The sequence below is a fragment of the Raoultibacter massiliensis genome (assembly GCF_900199545.1).
Classification (GTDB): Bacteria; Actinomycetota; Coriobacteriia; order Coriobacteriales; family Eggerthellaceae; genus Raoultibacter; species Raoultibacter massiliensis.
The window spans coordinates 833,868-852,674 of record NZ_LT962671.1 but is presented as its reverse complement, the minus strand read 5'-3'; the positions used below and the strand labels follow the sequence as shown (position 1 = coordinate 852,674).

The following is an 18,807-nucleotide window of genomic DNA, read 5'->3' as shown; positions in this document are numbered from 1 at the left end:
CTCTTCGGGAAAACCAGCAGCGAGCACTGTCATGCATTGCTCATGGAGCCGTTAACGTTTCGTTTCGATGCCCGAGCGCACAAGACGCCCAGCGGATGCGGGCCGCCGGGCGGCTGCCAGGGCGTCTCGGGCAGCTTAGTCGAGCCAGGCCTGATCGTCTGCCACCTCGCGAACGAACAGGCGCCCGATCGACTCACGGTCCTTCGCCTCATGATACTTGAACGCCATCGGGCCTTCGGACAACGTACCCAGAATCTCGATCTTACCCGTCACATGCGACATGCAATACCGAAAGGACTTGCCGATCCCGTTTTGCAGGGCCTTCGCTCCTTCGACTATGCGAACACCTTCCTTCAAAGGCACCTGGAACTGGTTCTTCACACCCGAAACTGGACGGCATTGGAAAACGTAATACGGCTCGACGCCAATCGAAGTGAGTTTTTGCAGCAGGCTTGCAAGCACCTCGACATCATCGTTGACTCCTCGCAGAAGAACCGTCTGGTTGCGCACGGGGATACCCAGATCAAGAATTGCCCTCACGGCCTTCGCCGCCTCCGAGGTCACCTCGCGCGGATGATCGAACTGGGTCACAACGAAAAGCTGCTTTCTTTCCCGATACCGTTTCAGCACATCCAGAAGCCCGATGTCGGAGGTGATGCGCGACGGCAGCGTCACGGGTGCGCGCGTCGCAATGCGTACGAAGTCGATATGGGAGATGCCGGCAAGCAACCCGAGTATCTCCTCAAGGCGCTCGTTGGAGCACATCATCGCATCGCCGCCGCTCACCAAGACGTTCGTGATCTCAGTGTGCGCATGAAGATAGGCCGCGATCTTATCGAAGTCTTTCGCGATACCCTCGTCGGGAAGTCCAACGATGCGTTTTCTGAAGCAATGCCTGCAGTACATGGCGCATTCGTTGGTCGCGAGCATCAGCACGGTTTCGCGGTATTTATGCTGAATGCCCGCGATAACCGTGTTGTCGGCTTCTCCCGAGGTGTCAAGGCTTCCAGACTGATCCTCCTCGAGCAGCGACGGTACGGCTAACTTGAGGATGGGATCCTCCGGATCGTTGAAATCGATGAGCGACAGATAGTACGGAGGCACCGCCATAGGTGCGCGGTCGAGAATTGCGGATATCCTCGCCCTATCCGCTTCGCCGAACCGCAAGAGATCGCCCAAGTCTTCAAGCGTTCTCGAGCATTCCTTCATTTCGCTTTTCCAACCCATCGAGCATCCTCCTTCGCCCCGCGCTCGCGCCGCTTTGAAGCACGGCACGGCAAGCCGCCTCGTTCGGGCGCGCGTTGAGCCAACGGACAGCGTTCGTCTTCGATATCGCCTCGGATCAGACCGCCGCCGCCCGTTTCGATGAAGGCCATCCCGGGTTCGGGGCGTTCGCTAAATCGAGAAACCGATTCGGGGGCTTCTCGCGTAAAAAGTATTCGAACCGATCGCCGCATGGTAGCACGGTGCGATTTTCGAACTGAATATCCGCTGGTAAAATGCCGAAAACATCTTGACTGCCTGCATAAACCTTAAGAAGACTCATCAGGTTTACGAAAGGAATACCGATCTTGCTGCATACGTCTGCAACAGCGTTTCACGCCATGCGCCGCAAAGCGCCGGCCTACGGCATCAGACGGATCATCGCCGCGATAACGACCTCGAACCCGAACAGCATGAGGAAAATCGCGATATCTTTCCACCCTGTACGCCGAAAACGATGATTGCTGCATCGTATTCGACAAGATGCGGTTGACAGCCGCCTCTACGCAAAAGCGCCCCGATTGTCGGGGCGCTCGCTTGGTTTTCGCACGTTGGGTTTAAGCGGCCTTGATGTTAGAAATCAACCTCATCGGGGTCGAGTCCCGACATGCCGAACTGCTCGAGTTCGTTGATCTTGCGCATATCGTCGGCGCTGATATCGAACCCGAACACATCGGCGTTCTCGCGAATGCGCTCAGGCGTCATCGACTTCGGCAAAGGCACCGCATTGTTCTGCAAACACCATCTGATGCACAGCTGCGCAACCGTCACGCCGTAGTTCACGGCGATTTCGAGCAACCGATCGTCATCGAGAACGCGACCTTGTCCCAGCGGCGACCATGCCTCGACGAGAATTCCGCTCAAATCGCAGAACTTCTTCGTCTCGGTTTGCGGGAAGCCCGGATGCATCTCCACCTGGTTGACCATCGGATCGATCTCGCTCACCTTCATGAGCGGTTCAAGATGATGCGGCTTGAAGTTGCTCACGCCGATGGCGCGGATGTAGCCGTCGTTGTACAGCTTTTCGAGCGCACGCCATGTATCGGCGTTTTCCTTCTGCCAAACCTCGTCGGCACCTTTGGCTGCCGGCCAATGGACGAGGTAGAGATCGAGGTACTCGAGGCCGAGCTTCTTAAGCGACGAATCGAACGCCTTGAGCGCGCTGTCGTAGCCGCGATCGCTCGCCCAGAGCTTGCTCGTAACGAACAGCTCGCTGCGATCGATCCCCGATCGCCTCAAAGCCTTTCCGACGCTCTCCTCGTTTTCATACGCCGCCGCCGTATCGAAGTGCCGGTACCCGGCATCGAGCGCCACGTTGATCGCATCGATCGCCTCCTGCCCGTCGGGCATCTTCCAGGTGCCGAACCCGATGCAGGGAATTTCGTATCCGTTGCGCAAAACAAATGTATCGTGAGGGCCGTTCATTGTTATCTCCCTTCGGTAGTAAATTCCAGATCATCATACGCACGGAAAGCCTTTTTGGGAGAAAACGTCATGCGTTTGTAGCGCGATCTACAGAGGGATGCAACGGGAGGGCGCCCTGCACCCGCGAGGCAGCGGCATCGGCGCACCGCGCAAATCCTGCAAAGCAAAACCGGCCGAGCGCCATGCCCGACCGGTTTATCAGATTTCCGCCTGCTCGTACATGAGCTCAGTCGTGGATCCCGTCGTTTTGGCGGATCAGCTTGCGCTTGATCTTTCCGCCGATGGTTTTAGGCAGCTCGTCCACGAACTCGACGATGCGCGGGTACTTATACGGCGCCGTCGTATGCTTCACATGATCTTGGAGCTCCTTGATAAGCTCGTCGGATGGCTCCCACCCTTTCGCAAGCACGACCGTGGCCTTGACGACCTTGCCGCGGATCGGATCGGGAGCTGCGGTAACCGCGCACTCGATAACCGCATCGTGCTCCACAAGCGCGCTTTCCACCTCGAAAGGCCCGATTCGGTAACCGCTGCATTTGATCACGTCGTCATCGCGCCCGACAAAGTAATAATATCCGTCGCTATCGCGCCATGCCATGTCGTGCAGATTGTAGTACTCGCCGCCGACCGCCTCGCGCGTGCGCTCCTCGTCTTTGTAGTACCCGACGAACAATCCCGGGGGATAGGCTTCTTTGAGCTTCGTCACGCAGATGGCGCCCTCTTCGCCGTCTTCGACCTCGGCTCCCTCATCGTCGAGCAACCGGATGTTCAAAAGCGGAGAAGGCTTGCCCATCGAGCCGGGACGCGGTTCGACCCAGGGGAACGTCGCCAGAAGGACAGGGCCCTCCGATTGTCCGAACCCCTCGCGGATCTTCTTTCCCGTCAAGCGCTCCCACGCAAGTGTGACCTCAGCGTTCAGCGGCTCACCCGCCGTCGCGAAGTTCTCGACCGACGAAAGGTCGTATGCGGCGACATCTTCCTGCAGCATGAACCGGTACATCGTCGGCGGCGCGCAGAACGTGGTGAGCTTGTAATCCTGGATCTTCTGAAGCAGGTGAGTCGGCACGAACTTGTCCATGTCGTAAGCGAAGATGGACGCGCCCGCAATCCACTGCCCGTAGATCTTGCCCCATCCGAACTTCGCCCAGCCGCTGTCGGTCACGCTCATGTGAAGCTTGTCTTCCTGAACCTGCTGCCAGTACTTTGCGGTGATGATATGACCGAGCGGATGCGCGAAGTTATGCGATACGGCCTTCGCAAGACCGGTCGTGCCGCTCGTGAAGTAGATGAGCATGATGTCTTTCGCCGTCGTGGCATCCTCGCCCGTCGGCCGCACCCACTCGTCGGATTCGCCGGCGATCAGCTCGTCGAAACCGCGCCATCCCCCCCGATCGCCCGCTACGATGATGCGCTCTTTGATGCTCGGCGATTTCGGCAGCGCTTCCTCCACCTGCGCGCACACGTATTCGTCGTTCACGCATACCATCATCTTGACGTTCGCGCTTTCGGCGCGGTACTCGATGTCTTTCTTGGTGAGCTGCAAAGAGGCGGGGATGATGGTCGCTCCGATCTTGCACAGCGCCATCGCAGTCACCCAGTATTCCCAACGGCGACGCAAGATGACCATTACGACGTCGCCCTTCCCGATGCCGAGCTTCGAAAACGCGTTCGCGGCCCTGTTCGACAGCTTCGAGATGTCGGTGAAAGTGAATACGCGCTCCTCTCCCGCATCGTCGCACCAGAGAAGCGCCCGCTTCTCGGGCTCGACGCGCGCCCATTCGTCGACGACGTCGTAAGCGAAGTTGAAATCGGCGGGAACATCGATCTTGAAATTCTCCAAGAAGTCCTCGTACGAATCGAAATCGATGCGGGGGCAGTACTTGCTTAAGATGTGGTTCACGAGCCGGTCCTATTCTGCGATGATCGTAACGAATTTTGCGGGCACGTCCCCGCCGCAGCGCTGGCCGTGCAGGTATTCGGGGTTGAAGTAGATGCTGTCGCCAGGACAGAGCTCGAATTCCTTATCGCCCCAGGTGACAACAACGCAACCCTCCAACACGAGGTTGAATTCCTGACCCGAGTGGGTTACGAGCTTGGCGGGCTCGTCGCTCGGGTCGAGCACGACGAGCAGCGGCTGCATGATCTTGCCGCTGTAGCGCCAAGCCAAATCCTCGAAATGGTATCCGGGATAGCGATCCACCTCGCGGCCCTCTCCGCTTCTCACCACGTGGTAGCTGTTGAGCTTCGCCGCGGTACCCGTCAAGATCTCGGTGAATTCAACGCCGAACTTGTGCGCAAGATGGTAGATGGCAGAGATCGGCACATCGGCGCCGGTCTCCTCCCAATCGATATAGGTTTCGAGCGGCACGCCGAGCTCTCGCGCCATCTCCTCGCGGGTAACGTCGCAGGCTTCGCGCAACCCTTTGATGCGCAGGCCTATCTCGGCGAACTCCGTGACCATACAGCCTCCTAAGCTTCCATCCCAAGCGCGATCGCGCGCTTGTTCTTCTCGAGCATTCCCGGCTTCGAAGCGGGCACGCATTTCGCAACGGCCGCATCGAGCGTCTCCTTGCTGCAAAAACCCGTCTCCTTGAACAGCTTGCCCACGCAAACGACGTTGGCCAAGCCCTTCAGACCCGCCTGCTCGGCGATCTCGGTTGCGGGGATCGCGCAGACGGTCACGCCCTCCCGTTCGGGGATATCCTGCACAAGCGTCGAATCTGCAACCACGACGCCTCCCTTGGGCACGGTATCGATGAACTTCTCGAGCGAAGGCTGGTTCATAACGATCAGCGTATCGGGTGTCACCACCAGTGGAGATCCAATCGGATCGTCTGAAAGGCACACGCTGCAATTCGCCGTGCCGCCGCGCATCTCCGGCCCGTAGGAAGGAAGCCACGACACCTCGCGGTCGTCGATGAGGCCCGCCGTCGCGATGATCTTTCCCGCGAACAGAATGCCCTGGCCGCCGAAGCCGGCAAGCACGATGTTATAGGTTTGCGCCATCTCTACTCCTTTTCCCCAACGGCTAGCGGACAGTCCTTCGCCCGCTCCGCCGCCGCAGCGGCAACGCTTTCGTAGCCGTCGGCGATGACGTCGCGGTACACGCCGAGCGGATAATATGGAAGCATGTTCTCGCGCATCCACGAAAACGCATCTTGCGGCGTCAGACCCCAGTTGGTCGGGCAGGTCGAGACAACCTCGATAAGAGAATACCCCACCCCGTCGATCTGGTTCTGGAACGCCTTCTTGATAGCCTTTTTCGCCTTGCGAACGTTCTTCGGCGAATCGACCGTCACGCGCTCGATGTAAGCCACGCCGTCGAGCGACGAGAGCAGCTCGGACACGCGAATCGGATAGCCCGCCGTCGAAACATCGCGCCCGTAGGGCGAAGTCTGCGTCACCTGGTGCGGAAGGCTCGTAGGCGCCATCTGCCCCCCGGTCATGCCGTAAATGGCGTTGTTGATAAAGATGACGGTGATGTTCTCGCCACGAGTTGCGGCGTGAATGGTCTCTGCCATGCCGATGCTCGCAAGATCGCCGTCACCCTGGTAGGCGAACACGACGTTGTCGGGATGAACGCGCTTCACAGCGGTTGCAACCGCAGGGGCGCGTCCATGCGCAGCCTCGATCATATCGCAGCCGAAGAAATCGGTTGCAGTAACCGAGCATCCCACGGGAGCGACGCCGACCGTCTTGCCCTCCACGCCCAGCTCGTCAATTGATTCGGCGACAAGGCGATGGACGATGCCATGCGGGCATCCGGGACAGTAGTTCGTGATCACGGGAAGGAGCGCCTGGGGACGCTCGAAGATTACCTTGCCTTCGGTCGCCATCTTACGCACCCGCCTTTCCATTCAACGTTTCGATCCGCTCGAGCACCTCGGCAGGCGTCGGGATGATGCCGCCCGCATGCCCGAAGAATTCCACCGGCACGCGACCTGCCGAAACGAGCCGCACGTCGTCCACCATCTGTCCCATATTCATCTCGACGCTCAAAAGGACCTTCGCATGGGGAATGACCGATTCGATCGCATCGGAAGGAAACGGCCACAGGGTGATCGGGCGAATGAGGCCGGCTTTGATCCCCTTTTCCCGAGCCGTGACGACGGCGCTGCGCGCGATGCGGGCCGATGCGCCGAACGCGACGACAACGATCTCGGCATCGTCGGTCATGAAAAGCTCGGCGCGCTGCTCGGTTTCCTTTATTTTCGCATAGCGCTCGAAGCGCTCGTTGTTAAGGCGCTCAAGATCGGCAGCCTGCAGATACAGAGAATTCACGATGTTGTGCTCACGCTCGCCTTTGTGACCGGTCGTCGCCCACGGCTTGTCGGGAAGATCGGCCTTCGGCTCGGGAAGGACCACCGGCTCCATCATCTGACCGAGCATACCGTCGGCCAAGATCATGACCGGCATACGGTATTCGTCGGCCTTCTCAAACGCGAGGAACGCGCAATCGGCCATCTCCTGCACCGTTGAGGGGGCGAACACCATGAGCTGGAAATCACCGTGCCCGGTTGCGCGGGTCGCCTGCCAGTAATCGGACTGCGAAGGCTGGATACCGCCGAGTCCCGGGCCGCCGCGCTGCACGTTCACGATTACGCCCGGCAGATCTGCGCCGGCCATGTACGAGATGCCCTCGCCCTTAAGCGAGATTCCCGGCGAAGAAGAGGACGTCATAACGCGGGCACCCGCCGCCGACGCGCCGTACACCATGTTGATGGCGGCGATCTCGCTCTCGGCCTGAAGGTAGGTGCCCCCAACCTTCGGCATACGCTTCGACATGTACGCCGCCAATTCGGTTTGCGGAGTGATCGGATACCCGAAGAAGAACCGGCACCCAGCGCGCAGAGCGGCTTCGGCCAGAACCTCGTTGCCCTTCATCAATACTTTCTCAGCCATGGCTACCTCACAACCGTAATCGCAACATCGGGGCACATCGTGGCGCACGACATGCATCCTGTGCATTTGTCTTCATCGACCAGATAAGCGGGGTGGTACCCTTTGGACGTAATCTTCTTGAAATCCAGCTCGATTATGTCCACCGGGCATGCATCGACGCATAAACCGCACCCCTTGCAGAAATGATCGTCTACGATAATTCTCGGCATGGTCAACCTTCCTCGTCTGATTGCGCACTCTACGAACAACCAAGGCCGCGCATCGCGGCTGCTCGGTGCAGATATGTACCGGGTGTTATCAGGTGCCCCACGGAGTACGAACATACACTTGCACAGGATACACGTTTTGGATAGCGCAGCTTTCCCAAAACGAGTCGTTTTTCTGGCCAACGATCTCTTTTGGCACCGTAGTGCACACGATCGGCAAGCCCGACGCTTCGGACACCTCGCTCACGAAAGGCGCAGAATCGCAGATGGTCTGATCGGTCGTGTCCTGCTTGAGGTGCGAATTTCCGACGATGCCCGTTGCCCGCAAGCAGGCCTTCGCTTCTATTTCGGCCAAAAGCCCGATGGCTTCGTCCGCTTCTTGTGTAAGGTTGCGATATCTGTTGACCACGTAGAGAACCTCGTGGCGCTGCGCGGCTATCCGCGGCGCGAATCTGCCGAGCGCCGTTGCTCCCACGTCGTCACCGCCCGCATCGATCACGACGCACTTGCGCTCGCCGTCCTCCTGCCGCATGGCGTCCTCGATCGCCGTGTAGACGGCGCCCGACAAACTCGGGGAATCGAGCGTCGTGCCCGCGAACATCGGACTCACAACGGAAACGCCCGCGCTTTCCATTGTGTCGCGGTAATCGCTGCTGCGAAAATACGGATTCACGACATCGAGGTCGACAAGCGTAACCTCCTGACCGCGCTTCGCGGCATCGAGTGCTAGGTTGATGGCAAAATTAGTCTTCCCAACGCCGTAATGCCCTATGACCACCGTAATAGGTGAAAGCGGAAAGAGAGCCTGCTCGCTTGCGCGCGCTGCGGCACCGCCACCTTCGGCCAAACCGTTTGCCATATCTTCGGCCATCGGAAATCCTTTCTTTGCGCTCTGCAAATATTCGAAGACGGTTTGCGAACAAAAACTTCAGTGACCCGTAAACCGCCCGATCAAAAAGCCCGCACTCTCGTTGGTAATTGAGCCGCATTTAATTGAACCACATTTGCCGGGACAGAGGCTCGGAATCGCAGCAATCCCTGCCTACGCGGTAGGATTATCGCTGCAAAGGACTGCACGGCCGGATTGCCGCCGTGGAAGCGACGGTGGATTTGCGCCATGCCCGAGATGACACCTAGGCACCTCTTGCATATTCAAGCGGCCTCCCACCCATTCAGGCGACCGCACGCAAATCCGGATGATCGCATGCCCATTCGAACAGCCGCACGCGAATCCAAGCGACTGCCCGAGGGAAGATGCGCTCCCGATCTTCCCTCGGCTGCGTTTTAGGTAATATATTAATCTGGCACAAAATTGGACCTGTGGCAATCATGTAATACATGATAATAATGGCTAAGGCGGAATAATCGGCAAAACGCCTGATGGCAAAAATCAAAAACCAGGGCTTCGGTGTTATGTATGTTTTTACATTTTGCCACAGGTCCAATTTTGTGCCCGAATCCGACAGACTCGGGCACAAATCGATCAACGACGAGGATCGTCCATGCAGGAGAAGGCCGGCAAGCAAAACCATCGGCCGCCACAGTCGAATCTACATGGCCCCGACACGCGCTCGCTCAATGCGATCGTCAGACAACCTTTAATCCGAGAAGCGTCTCTACGCTTCAGCCTAACCTTTATCAGCGTTCTTGCAGTCGGACATGTCAATGCCTTTGCGCATAACGCGATCGTAATTGTCGATTTTGTAGTTGAGCCTTTCAAGCGTCACCCGCATATCCTCCATACGCTCGACGAGCTGCTCGCGCTGCTCGATCAGAATGTCCTTGCGCGCCGCATTGGTGTCATCGCCCTGCTGGTAGAGCGCAACGTATTCGATAAGCGCTTCGACCTGGATTCCGGCAGCCCGCATGCATTTGATGAATTCAACCCAGTTGAGGTCTTCCTCGGTGTAATCGCGGATGCCGTTATCGCGGCGATTGACGGCGGGAATGAGCCCAACGCGCTCGTAGTAACGAAGCGTATCGGCTGAAATGTCGTATTTCTTGCTTACTTCTGCAATCAGCATGGCGCGCTCCTTGTATTACGCAATATCGCTCTTATATCTCAGGGTACCGCTCTCGCATGCGCGGTACCGCCTCGTAGCATCTGGCTGTTTTCGGGATAACGGATATCCCTATCACCTATATAGCACTTGAAGTCCACTCCAAGTCAAGGGCCGCAGGCAAAGATATCTGGAACACCTTGGGAATTCTTCGATATCCCAGCTGAATCGGAAATAGGTTGCTATACAATTGCAAAAACCGCGCGTCGAACGCTTGATTGAAGACCGTCCGCAGCGCGTACGCCGATAATCCTAGACAATGAAAAGGAGGTCAATGTTCATGGAGCCGAATATCAAAGAGGTGGCAGGTCGAATTCGCGCGCTGCGAGAGGACATGGACCTCACCATGCAGGAGATGGCCGACGCAACGGGCCGCAGCGTGGCAGAGTACTCCGCGCAGGAAAACGGCGAGCAGGACCTTTCATTTACCTTCCTCTATAAATGCGCCGAGAAGTTCGGAGTCGACGTGATCGAGCTTCTCACCGGCGAGAACCCGCATTTAAGCGGCTATTCGCTCACGCGTGCCAACGATGGGCTCTCGATCAAACGCCGTGCCGGTTTCGAGTATCTGCACAAGGCGCCCCACTTCAAAAACAAGATCGCGGAGCCGTTCCTCGTCACCGCCCCTTACCTCGAAGAAGAGCAGAACCAGCCGATTCACCTCTCTCGCCATACCGGCCAGGAAATCGACTACATCCTGTCGGGCAAGATGCGCTTCGCCTACGAAGACCACGTCGAAGAGCTCGAAGCCGGCGATATGCTCATGTACGATTCAGGACGCGGCCACGGCATGATCGCAACAGGCGGCGAGCCATGCGTGTTCCTCGCGATCGTTATGAAGCCCGGAGAAGACAAGATTTCTTAGGCACTGCCGCATCGCCGACAGTGCCGCAACATCCCAACCCGATCGCCCGCCAACGGCTGTCCAGCCGTCCGCTCGAAAGAAAGATTGTCATGAGAAATTTGAACCTCCGTTACGTCACCGAATCGTATAACGATCTTGACCAGCTTGAATCGTTTTCCGTCACCTGCCCCGATGATTTCAACTTCGGCTACGACGTTGTCGACGACATAGCCGACAACGATCCCGACCGCCGGGCCATGGTATGGTGCAACCCTGAAGGCGAAGAGCATGTTTTCACCTTCGCCGACATGAAGCGCTGGTCGGACAAAACCGCGAACTTCCTGAAGGATCAGGGCATTGGCCGCGGCGACATGGTAATGGTGATCCTGCGCCGCCACTACCAGTTCTGGTTCGTGGCCACCGCGCTTCACAAGCTCGGTGCCGTCATGGTGCCCGCTACCTTCATGCTCAAGGAACATGACCTCGAATACCGCCTCAACGGCGCAGGCATCAAGGCCATCATCGCAACGACCCTCGGCGATATTGCCGAGGTATGCGACAACGTGCAAGACGCATGCGCCACGCTTGAAACGAAGATCCTCGTCAACGGTGCAGGCGGCGGTCTGACCCCCGAAGACGAGAACCACAAGCTGCTGTTCTCCGAGCAGGATCATCCGATCGGATCCGAGCTCTCGGGTCCGGAAGGCATCTGCGCCAAACCCGCCGTGCGCGAAGGCTGGCTCGATTTCAACACGTGCGTCCGCGCGGCATCCGAAGAATTCGAGCGGTGCGAAACGGCTTCGGCCGACCCCATGCTCATGTACTTCTCAAGCGGCACCTCGGGAAATCCCAAGATGGTGCTGCATGATTCGGCCTACGCTCTCGCCCACCTCATCACAGCCAAACATTGGCACAACGTGCTGCCCGACGGCATCCACTTCACCATCGCCGATACAGGCTGGGGCAAAGCCGTCTGGGGCAAATACTACGGCCAGTGGCTCATGGAAGCCTGCGTGTTCACCTACGACTACGACCGCTTCCATGCAGGAGACATCCTCTCCCTCATCGGGAAATACGGCATTACGACGCTCTGCTGCCCACCGACGATGTATCGCATGTTCATGCAGGATAACGTGGACGCCTACGACCTCTCGACGCTCGTTTATTCGACCACCGCAGGCGAAGCACTCAACCCCGACATCTTCGAGTTCTGGAAAGAGCACACGGGGCTCACGATCTACGAGGGCTTCGGGCAAACCGAAACGCCGCTCACGATTGCGAATCTCACCAATTCGGTTCCGCGACCGGGTTCGATGGGCAAGCCCGTTCCGCTCTACACCATCCATATCCTGCGCGATGACGGAACCCGCTGCAATACCGGCGAAACCGGCGAGATCTGCATCAAGTGCGAGCCGAAGATGCCCGGACTCATGCTCGAGTACTATCTCGATGACGAGAAGACCGCAGCCGCCATGCACGACGGCTGGTACCATACGGGAGACACCGCGTGGTGCGATGAGGATGGCTATTTCTGGTACGTTGGCCGCAACGACGACGTGATCAAATCGTCTGGCTACCGCATCGGGCCTTTCGAAATCGAAAGCGTCATGCTCGAGCACGAGGCGGTTGCCGAGTGCGCCGTCACCGGAGTGCCTGACGAGCTGCGCGGATTCGCCGTCAAGGCGACTGTCGTGCTTGCTCCCGGCTTCGCCGGCACCGCCGAGCTTACCAAAGAACTGCAAACCTGGGTCAAGCATCAAACCGCTCCGTACAAATACCCCCGCATCATCGACTACGTCGATGCGCTTCCGAAAACCGTGAACGGAAAGATCCGCCGTGCGGTCATCCGCGACAAGGATGCCGACTGACATACGACTTCCGAATAGACCGTCAATGGAAGGGCAGGGCTTCAAGAACCCTGCCCTTTTACTATGCTGCGTCTACGCAGCATAGTCGATCTCGTCCGAATCGCTCAAAACCGAATCGTCGGCATAGGTGTTGCGGATCGAGCGGATGAAGCTTTCGAATCCCTTGGCTTCATAGACATCCTCCACGGCACACTCCGTAACCGCCTTCGCATCACCAAAGGCCCGATTCGCCCAGCCATGCGTCAACCTGATCGAGTGAATCGGCTACCGCATCCGCTGTGATGCTGATCCCATCGGAAAGGCGCACGTCAGGACAGATCGACTGGATGTCGGAAAGAGTGCTGGCAAACCCGCTGCTCCCCGACGTGTTAAACGGTAAGACCGTCTTACCCGCCAGATCATGAAGGTGCAAGAACGAAGCCACCGCCTGAGGAAGATGAGACCACCAGGTTGGGAACCCGAGGTACACCGTTTCGTATTCATCCCAGTTTTCAACCGTTGCCGCAAGCTCCGGCAGAATTCCCTCGTTTTGCTCGGCGCGTCCAATTTCAAGCAGGTCGTCATAGTTTTCAGTATAGAGCTCAGACGGCTCAATGCGAAAAAGATCGCTATCGACAAGCTCGTTGATACGCCCGGCGATTTGAAGCGTGTTGCCCGACCACGAAAATACCGCAACGAGCGATTTTCCTGCTGCCATCCGAACTTCTTCCTCAGGTGCAGCGCCACTCGCGGCAGATCCCTCTCCCGCAGACTGCTCGCTGCGCTCTCCATCCCCGGAAACGCCCTGTCCCAGCTCCGAAGCACATCCGGACATGAGCCCGCCGAGAAACAGTCCAGCCCCCACAGCCGCCGCCATGCCGACGAATTCCCTTCTTCCGATCAGCGCCGCCTGGTCCTGATTCATCTCGCACATTTCATACTTCGCTTCGCTCACTCGTTTCATCGCATGCTCCTTGTTCTTTCCGCTTTCCAGCTAAAGCTAGACACTCGATTTTCATCCTGCTACGCTATGATCTATGCTATCCTTCAGTTACTTCGAGCTATATCCTAGCTGTTAAAGTTAACTTTAAGTCAAGTGGAGATCTTGTGGCCAGAAAGGAGCACCTCATGCTGTACACCATTGGCGATGCCGCCAAGAAGATGGGGCTGAGCGCATCGACGATACGCTATTACGATAAGGAAGGCCTTCTGCCACACATGAATCGCAGTGAAAGCGGCATTCGCATGTTCACCGAAGACGACTTCGAATGGATCCAGGTTGTCGAGAGATTGAAGAAATCAGGCCTTTCGATCAAGGAGATCAAACAATATGTGGATTTGTATCTAAAAGGAGATTCCACGCTTGAGGAGCGACGCGAGCTGTTCTATGCGCGCAAGAAGATATTGGAAGAGCAGATGGAATCACTGCGGCAGACGCTCGATTTCCTCACTTACAAGTGCTGGTTTTACGATACCGCGGTCGAAGCGGGGACGGCCGACGTCCCCCACGAAATGGATCCAGCTGACATGCCCGACGATATTCGAGAAATCAAACTTCGCTGCGGCGTGAGCAAGTACTGAATGCTCTTTCTCATCTGCCGAACAGCTCTGAGAGCTTCTTCTCGCTCAGGATCTCGTTGGTTTCGAATTCCCCGTCGCGAAACAGCGCGTATGCAGTGCATGCGGCAGGAGCGGCCTTCGCCTTCTCAAGCGAATCGATCTTATGCAAAGCAAACGGCACGCCGCGCTCCTCAGCCATCCGCGCTGCGATATGCGCGTACTTTCCCGCAAAGGGGCATTGATCGGTATAGAAGAGCGCTAGTCCGGCATCTGGGATGCGAGGGTGCTTGACCTGGCTTTTGAAAGCAGGGGCGGGAGCGCTCTCATCAAAGGGCATGTACAGCAGCTCGAACTGGGGATCGGCCGTATCGGCGACCTTGAAACCTTTGTGCTTCAAAAACTTCGGATCGGAAAGAAACGGCATCTTTTTCGCCGACGACAGCACCGTAACGCCGAGCTTTCCCTGCTTTTTCGCGTCGGCGATGCAAGCTGCGAGCAATTCGTTTGCATAACCCTTGCCTTTGTACTGCCCCGATACCCAGAAGCAATCGATATGCATGTAGCCATCCGCTTCGATCGGACACCACGCCTTTTCGGCGGGGATGTACTCGATGAACACCTTGCCGCGCACATCGAGCTTCCTAAACGCAAGCCTGTCGGAAAACCTATCGGCCATCCAGGCTTTTTTGGCTGCAACGCACGTTTCGCCCTTCTTTTCGGTTATCGCGCAGCAGATGTGCTCGTCTTCGATGTTTTCTGCCGTTACGGAAATGATTTCCATTGAGCTGCTCGCTTCCTCGCTTGTTTGCCGTCCTCGGTCGCCCTCAGAATACCTTACCATTGAGGACACAAGCTGTCCTCAATGCGAATATTTCAACGACAACGCAACCGTCGAAAAACAGTGCCGTCACCGTTTTGGGCCCCTGCCCGCCCAACGAGTATCGTAGGTAGCATATTCACTATCGAGTGCGGGCATCGGACCCGCCGACAAGTATTCGAGGGGAGACAACCCATGAAAACCGATATATCCGTCTTAACCGAATTCGACCCAACCCTGTTCTCCTGCAAAGAGGCGCCGCTCGTATCGCTGTATATGCCGACCCATCGTCATGCACCCGAAAACCAACAGGATCCGATCAGATACAAGAACCTCATGACCGAAGTCGAGGATCTCCTCGAACTCAACTACGATCGCAAGCAGTATGAGGGGATCATGGCAGCACTGCGCTCGATCGAAGAGCACCGCGATTCCGGAATCTGGCGCAACGCGAAAGACGGACTCGCGATTCTCGCAAGCAACGAAAAGGCTTCGATCTACAAGCTCGACTACCCCGTCGATGAGTTCGTCTCAGTCACCGACAGCTACCACATCAAACCTCTCATCAGAAACTTTCAATTCGGGTCGCACTACTACCTGATCGCATTGTCGGCAGATGATTTCGCGCTGTACGAAGGCGATTTCCATACCATCGAAAAGCTCGAAATGCCCGAAGGCGTCGAAACGCGCTTCAGCGAAGTGTTCGATGATTTCGACAACACGCTGCTCGGCCTCGGTGGAACCCACGGAAGCCACGCTCCGAGCTATCACCGCTATGGCGATAAGAGCGAGGTCATCGAGAAGGAAACGATAAAGCACTTCCGCTATGCGTCCAAGATCATAGAGGAGCATTTCGCGAGCAAGCACCGCTGTCCGTTCATCCTGGTAAGCCTTCCCGAACACCAAAATGCATTTCGCGAGGTTTCGTCGATTCCGACCTTGCTCGACGAAAGCATCGAGAAGCCCTTTTATTCCATGGACGAAAAAGAGGTGCTCGAGGAGGCGACCTCCATCATCGAAAGCATCCAGAAAGCGCGCATCGCAGAACGGACAGATCGATTGGACAGCGAGATATCGCAAGGCCGCGCTTCGACCGACCCCCGCGAAGTCGCCCACGCCCTTGCCGAGCGCAAGGTGGAAACGCTGTTCATAGAACGCGGCGAGCTCGTTCCCGGAACGTTCGATCCCGAAACGGGATCGCTCTCATATGGCGCAGACGCGCTCGACGCCTCCGACGACCTCACCGACGACTTCGCCCAGGCAGCTTATCTGCAAGGCGGCGATGTCTATGTGCTCGACGCGGATCGCATGCCGTCTGACACCGGGGTGGCGGCGCTTTTCCGCTACTGACGCTCAACCTGAGAAAGAAACGCCTTGATCGCCACGAGCATGTACTGGTAGTAATCGGCCATGGCGTCGGAAAATGCTTGGACATCGCGCTTCTCCAGCGCCGCGTACGCATCGCTGCTCAAGCCCAGAAGCGTATCCTTGTTCTCTCTCGTGGGCCCGAAGAATACAAAGAAGTTGCCCCAGAAAAGAAGTTCGTTGAGCTCTTCCATGATTGCACGGAGCGGCTGCAACCGCACCGCTCCGATGACGCCCTTCATGAGCGCCCCCTGCCCTGCCCACTCCCCTGTTTCGGCAAGCCGAGCGCATGCAACTCCTTCAACGACATCCTCGAATCGGCCGGCCGTCGTTTTTACGGCCACCGGCAGCACAATGCCCATCATATCGAGCGCTGCAAGAAAAACCTCGGTATCGCGCTTGTATGAAGGCTCGCCGAAAAAGCGGGGGTCGAAGCGCATATTCGACAAGCACACCCGCGTGCCGCACCCGTTGACCGTCTCGACGATGCCGAGCGCATTGATCATCTCGAGCGTCTTTTGTATGGTTGAAAGCGAGGCATCGTACATCTCGGCGAATTCGGCTATCGAGGGCAGCAGATCCCCATCGGCATATTCTCCTGAAGCGATGCGGCTGATAACGTCGCGGGCATGCTGCGCGTAGGCGTATTCCCGCCCGGCGCGCGCATTCCAGGTATACGGAAGACCCGATACCTTATCGTCGATCGGATAATCGGCTTCCAGGGCATCCAGATAAGGAACGATGTATTCGGCCATATCCGCAAACATATAGGATATCTCGCCGCATGCCTGCTCGTAAGAACCGAGCTTCAACGCATCGAACACATCCTTGAGAACATGCCCGGAACGCTCGACGGCCTCAGCATACGGATCAGCGTATCCCGGATACACCGGAACGATGCTTGCAAGCTCAAGGCTTGCGAAGCACTCCACGAACAACGGGTTATCGGCCTTTTTCAAAAGCTCGTGCTGAGCCACCGAAGACCGGGACACGCGCCAATCGCCCGAGCGCATCTCGTAATCCACCGGATACGCACTGCTCCGCAAGGCATCGAGCTCTTCAACGGAGCATGACCGAGCGGCCCTCCAGAGCATCATGGGCATAAGCAGTTCGAGCGTCTGAAGGCTCTCGAGCACCGTGCTTCTACGGGCAATGAGAGAACGTGCGCCCACGGCGATGCCATCTTCGAGGTTCGCCCGATACGAAACCGTGGCGCGCTTCCGCTCTTCGGTGACAATGAAGCCGTCCTCTTTCAGAGCGGCGACAACATCGCGCACGGTTCTGATGCCCACGTTGTAGCGCGTGCACAAATCGTTCATCGAGGGAAGGACGTCTCCGTAGCGAAGCAATCCGCATGAGATCTTATCGGCAAGATCACGGTACATGTATTCGAATAGCGTATTTCGCTCTCGCAAACTCAGCTTCCAATCTAGGCAAAACAATACCCTACGGGTTAACCCGTAGGGTATCATACCATGCACGGTTGCTGCGTTTGAGCTAAACCATAACTTATTCAGTCGTATTTTAATGGAATCGGACGACGCCGTTTTCGCCTCGACGGCACGTTTTGATGAAACGAACCGTTTTGTCTGCCGCATTCATCACAACCGATTCGGTAGTAACGCAGCCGTCGGCTTTCGACACGCCCGAAACCATCTCGCCATCGGTCACGCCGCATGCGAGAAACGCCGCATCGTCGGATCGCACGAGCATATCCATGGTCAGCACGCCGTCAAGATCGACCTCGGCAGTTTTCTCGGCACGCGCGCGCTCGTCGTCGGAGCGGAATCGGAAGCGTCCCATGAACGTGCCGCCGATGGCCTTGAGGCCCGTGCAGGCGAGCACGCCCTCCGGAGCCCCGCCCGATCCCATGTACAGATCGATGCCCGTACCCGGAACGGCTGTGGCGATCGCGCCGAACACATCGCCGTCATCGATGAGGCGGACGCGTGCGCCGGCATCGCGGACGCCTTGGATGAGATCCTTGTGGCGATCGCGGTCGAGAATGCACACGTTCACATCGGACACGTCTTTGCCGAGCGCTTCGGCAACGGCACGAACGTTCTCTTCGGGCGTGTTATCGATATGAACCTTGCCCACGCATGCCGGACCTGCGGCGATCTTCTGCATGTAGGTGTCGGGCGCGAACAGAAGCGCGCCTTTCGGAGCGATGGCTATCGTCGTAAGGGCGTTGGGTTTGTTGTATGCGCACAGGTTCGTTCCTTCGAGAGGATCGACGGCGATATCGATCTCTTCACCGCCGCGGCCAAGCTCCTCGCCGATGTAGAGCATAGGGGCTTCGTCGCGCTCGCCCTCCCCGATCACGATGCGTCCGGAAAACTCGATATCGTTGAACGCATTGCGCATGGCGGTCGTCGCTGCCTGATCCGCGGCGACTTTATCGCCTTTCCCCGACCAGTCGGCACATGCGATCGCTGCAATCTCGGCTACGTTGAGGATTTCCATGATTCGTGCAGGTTGCATACTAGCCCTTTCGTAGATGTTCGTTATTGTGAGC

General features: G+C 57.4%; 18 protein-coding genes. 4 read left to right on the top strand and 14 right to left on the bottom strand.

The features are described from left to right. Positions 1–135: 135 nt before the first annotated feature. The 10 genes from C1719_RS07790 to C1719_RS07740 all read right to left on the bottom strand — a co-directional run bounded on the left by C1719_RS07790 (position 136) and on the right by C1719_RS07740 (position 9,820). Complete coding sequence (locus tag C1719_RS07790; RefSeq protein WP_102374585.1) at positions 136–1,227, bottom strand: KamA family radical SAM protein; 1,092 nt, start codon at positions 1,225–1,227, stop codon at positions 136–138. Between the two features lie 609 nt (positions 1,228–1,836). Then, positions 1,837–2,688, bottom strand: a complete 852-nt coding sequence (locus C1719_RS07780; protein WP_102374583.1) for an aldo/keto reductase — start codon at positions 2,686–2,688, stop codon at positions 1,837–1,839. 226 nt (positions 2,689–2,914) lie between these two features. Then, on the bottom strand, positions 2,915–4,588 hold the full coding sequence (locus C1719_RS07775; RefSeq protein WP_102374582.1) for an AMP-binding protein: 1,674 nt from the start codon (positions 4,586–4,588) through the stop codon (positions 2,915–2,917). A gap of 9 nt (positions 4,589–4,597) precedes the next feature. Next, entirely contained in the window at positions 4,598–5,149 is a 552-nt protein-coding gene (locus C1719_RS07770; protein WP_102374581.1) for a helix-turn-helix domain-containing protein, read from the bottom strand. A gap of 8 nt (positions 5,150–5,157) precedes the next feature. Further along, on the bottom strand, positions 5,158–5,694 hold the full coding sequence (locus C1719_RS07765) for a 2-oxoacid:ferredoxin oxidoreductase subunit gamma family protein (RefSeq protein WP_102374580.1): 537 nt from the start codon (positions 5,692–5,694) through the stop codon (positions 5,158–5,160). A gap of 2 nt (positions 5,695–5,696) precedes the next feature. Then, positions 5,697–6,524 (bottom strand): thiamine pyrophosphate-dependent enzyme, encoded by an 828-nt coding sequence (locus C1719_RS07760; protein WP_102374579.1) that lies wholly within the window; start codon positions 6,522–6,524, stop codon positions 5,697–5,699. A gap of 1 nt (position 6,525) precedes the next feature. Beyond that, the gene (locus tag C1719_RS07755) at positions 6,526–7,590 is read right to left on the bottom strand and encodes a 3-methyl-2-oxobutanoate dehydrogenase subunit VorB (RefSeq protein ID WP_102374578.1); all 1,065 of its coding nucleotides are present in this window, start codon (positions 7,588–7,590) and stop codon (positions 6,526–6,528) included. A 2-nt stretch (positions 7,591–7,592) separates the two neighbouring features. Continuing rightward, positions 7,593–7,799, bottom strand: a complete 207-nt coding sequence (locus tag C1719_RS07750) for a 4Fe-4S binding protein (RefSeq protein ID WP_102374577.1) — start codon at positions 7,797–7,799, stop codon at positions 7,593–7,595. An 88-nt stretch (positions 7,800–7,887) separates the two neighbouring features. Further along, positions 7,888–8,667, bottom strand: coding sequence for a nucleotide-binding protein (locus C1719_RS07745; protein ID WP_245874423.1), 780 nt, complete (start codon positions 8,665–8,667; stop codon positions 7,888–7,890). 757 nt (positions 8,668–9,424) lie between these two features. Then, positions 9,425–9,820, bottom strand: a complete 396-nt coding sequence (locus tag C1719_RS07740; RefSeq protein WP_102374576.1) for a MerR family transcriptional regulator — start codon at positions 9,818–9,820, stop codon at positions 9,425–9,427. 316 nt (positions 9,821–10,136) lie between these two features. On the opposite strand from C1719_RS07740, the gene C1719_RS07735 reads away from it, so the two are divergent. After that, positions 10,137–10,721 carry a helix-turn-helix domain-containing protein gene (locus tag C1719_RS07735; RefSeq protein WP_102375980.1) on the top strand — a complete coding sequence of 195 codons (585 nt, stop codon included), beginning with the start codon at positions 10,137–10,139 and terminating at the stop codon, positions 10,719–10,721. 89 nt (positions 10,722–10,810) lie between these two features. Next, positions 10,811–12,568 carry an AMP-binding protein gene (locus C1719_RS07730; RefSeq protein WP_102374575.1) on the top strand — a complete coding sequence of 586 codons (1,758 nt, stop codon included), beginning with the start codon at positions 10,811–10,813 and terminating at the stop codon, positions 12,566–12,568. Between the two features lie 211 nt (positions 12,569–12,779). Here C1719_RS07730 and C1719_RS07725 read toward each other — a convergent pair whose 3' ends face one another. Then, positions 12,780–13,511, bottom strand: a complete 732-nt coding sequence (locus tag C1719_RS07725; RefSeq protein WP_102374574.1) for a flavodoxin — start codon at positions 13,509–13,511, stop codon at positions 12,780–12,782. A gap of 164 nt (positions 13,512–13,675) precedes the next feature. Between C1719_RS07725 and C1719_RS07720 the strand changes: the two genes are divergently transcribed. Beyond that, complete coding sequence (locus tag C1719_RS07720) at positions 13,676–14,128, top strand: MerR family transcriptional regulator (RefSeq protein ID WP_102374573.1); 453 nt, start codon at positions 13,676–13,678, stop codon at positions 14,126–14,128. Between the two features lie 10 nt (positions 14,129–14,138). Here the strand turns inward: C1719_RS07720 and C1719_RS07715 are convergent, their stop codons facing one another. Continuing rightward, the gene (locus C1719_RS07715; RefSeq protein ID WP_102374572.1) at positions 14,139–14,888 is read right to left on the bottom strand and encodes a GNAT family N-acetyltransferase; all 750 of its coding nucleotides are present in this window, start codon (positions 14,886–14,888) and stop codon (positions 14,139–14,141) included. Positions 14,889–15,119: 231 nt separating this feature from the next. Between C1719_RS07715 and C1719_RS07710 the strand changes: the two genes are divergently transcribed. Further along, complete coding sequence (locus C1719_RS07710) at positions 15,120–16,274, top strand: baeRF3 domain-containing protein (RefSeq protein WP_102374571.1); 1,155 nt, start codon at positions 15,120–15,122, stop codon at positions 16,272–16,274. Here the strand turns inward: C1719_RS07710 and C1719_RS07705 are convergent. Both C1719_RS07705 and glpX read right to left on the bottom strand, forming a co-directional pair. Then, entirely contained in the window at positions 16,268–17,704 is a 1,437-nt protein-coding gene (locus tag C1719_RS07705) for a GntR family transcriptional regulator (RefSeq protein ID WP_180963521.1), read from the bottom strand. The genes C1719_RS07710 and C1719_RS07705 overlap by 7 nt on opposite strands. A 109-nt stretch (positions 17,705–17,813) precedes the next feature. Beyond that, entirely contained in the window at positions 17,814–18,773 is a 960-nt protein-coding gene (gene glpX, locus C1719_RS07700) for a class II fructose-bisphosphatase (protein ID WP_102374569.1), read from the bottom strand. Positions 18,774–18,807: the final 34 nt, after the last annotated feature.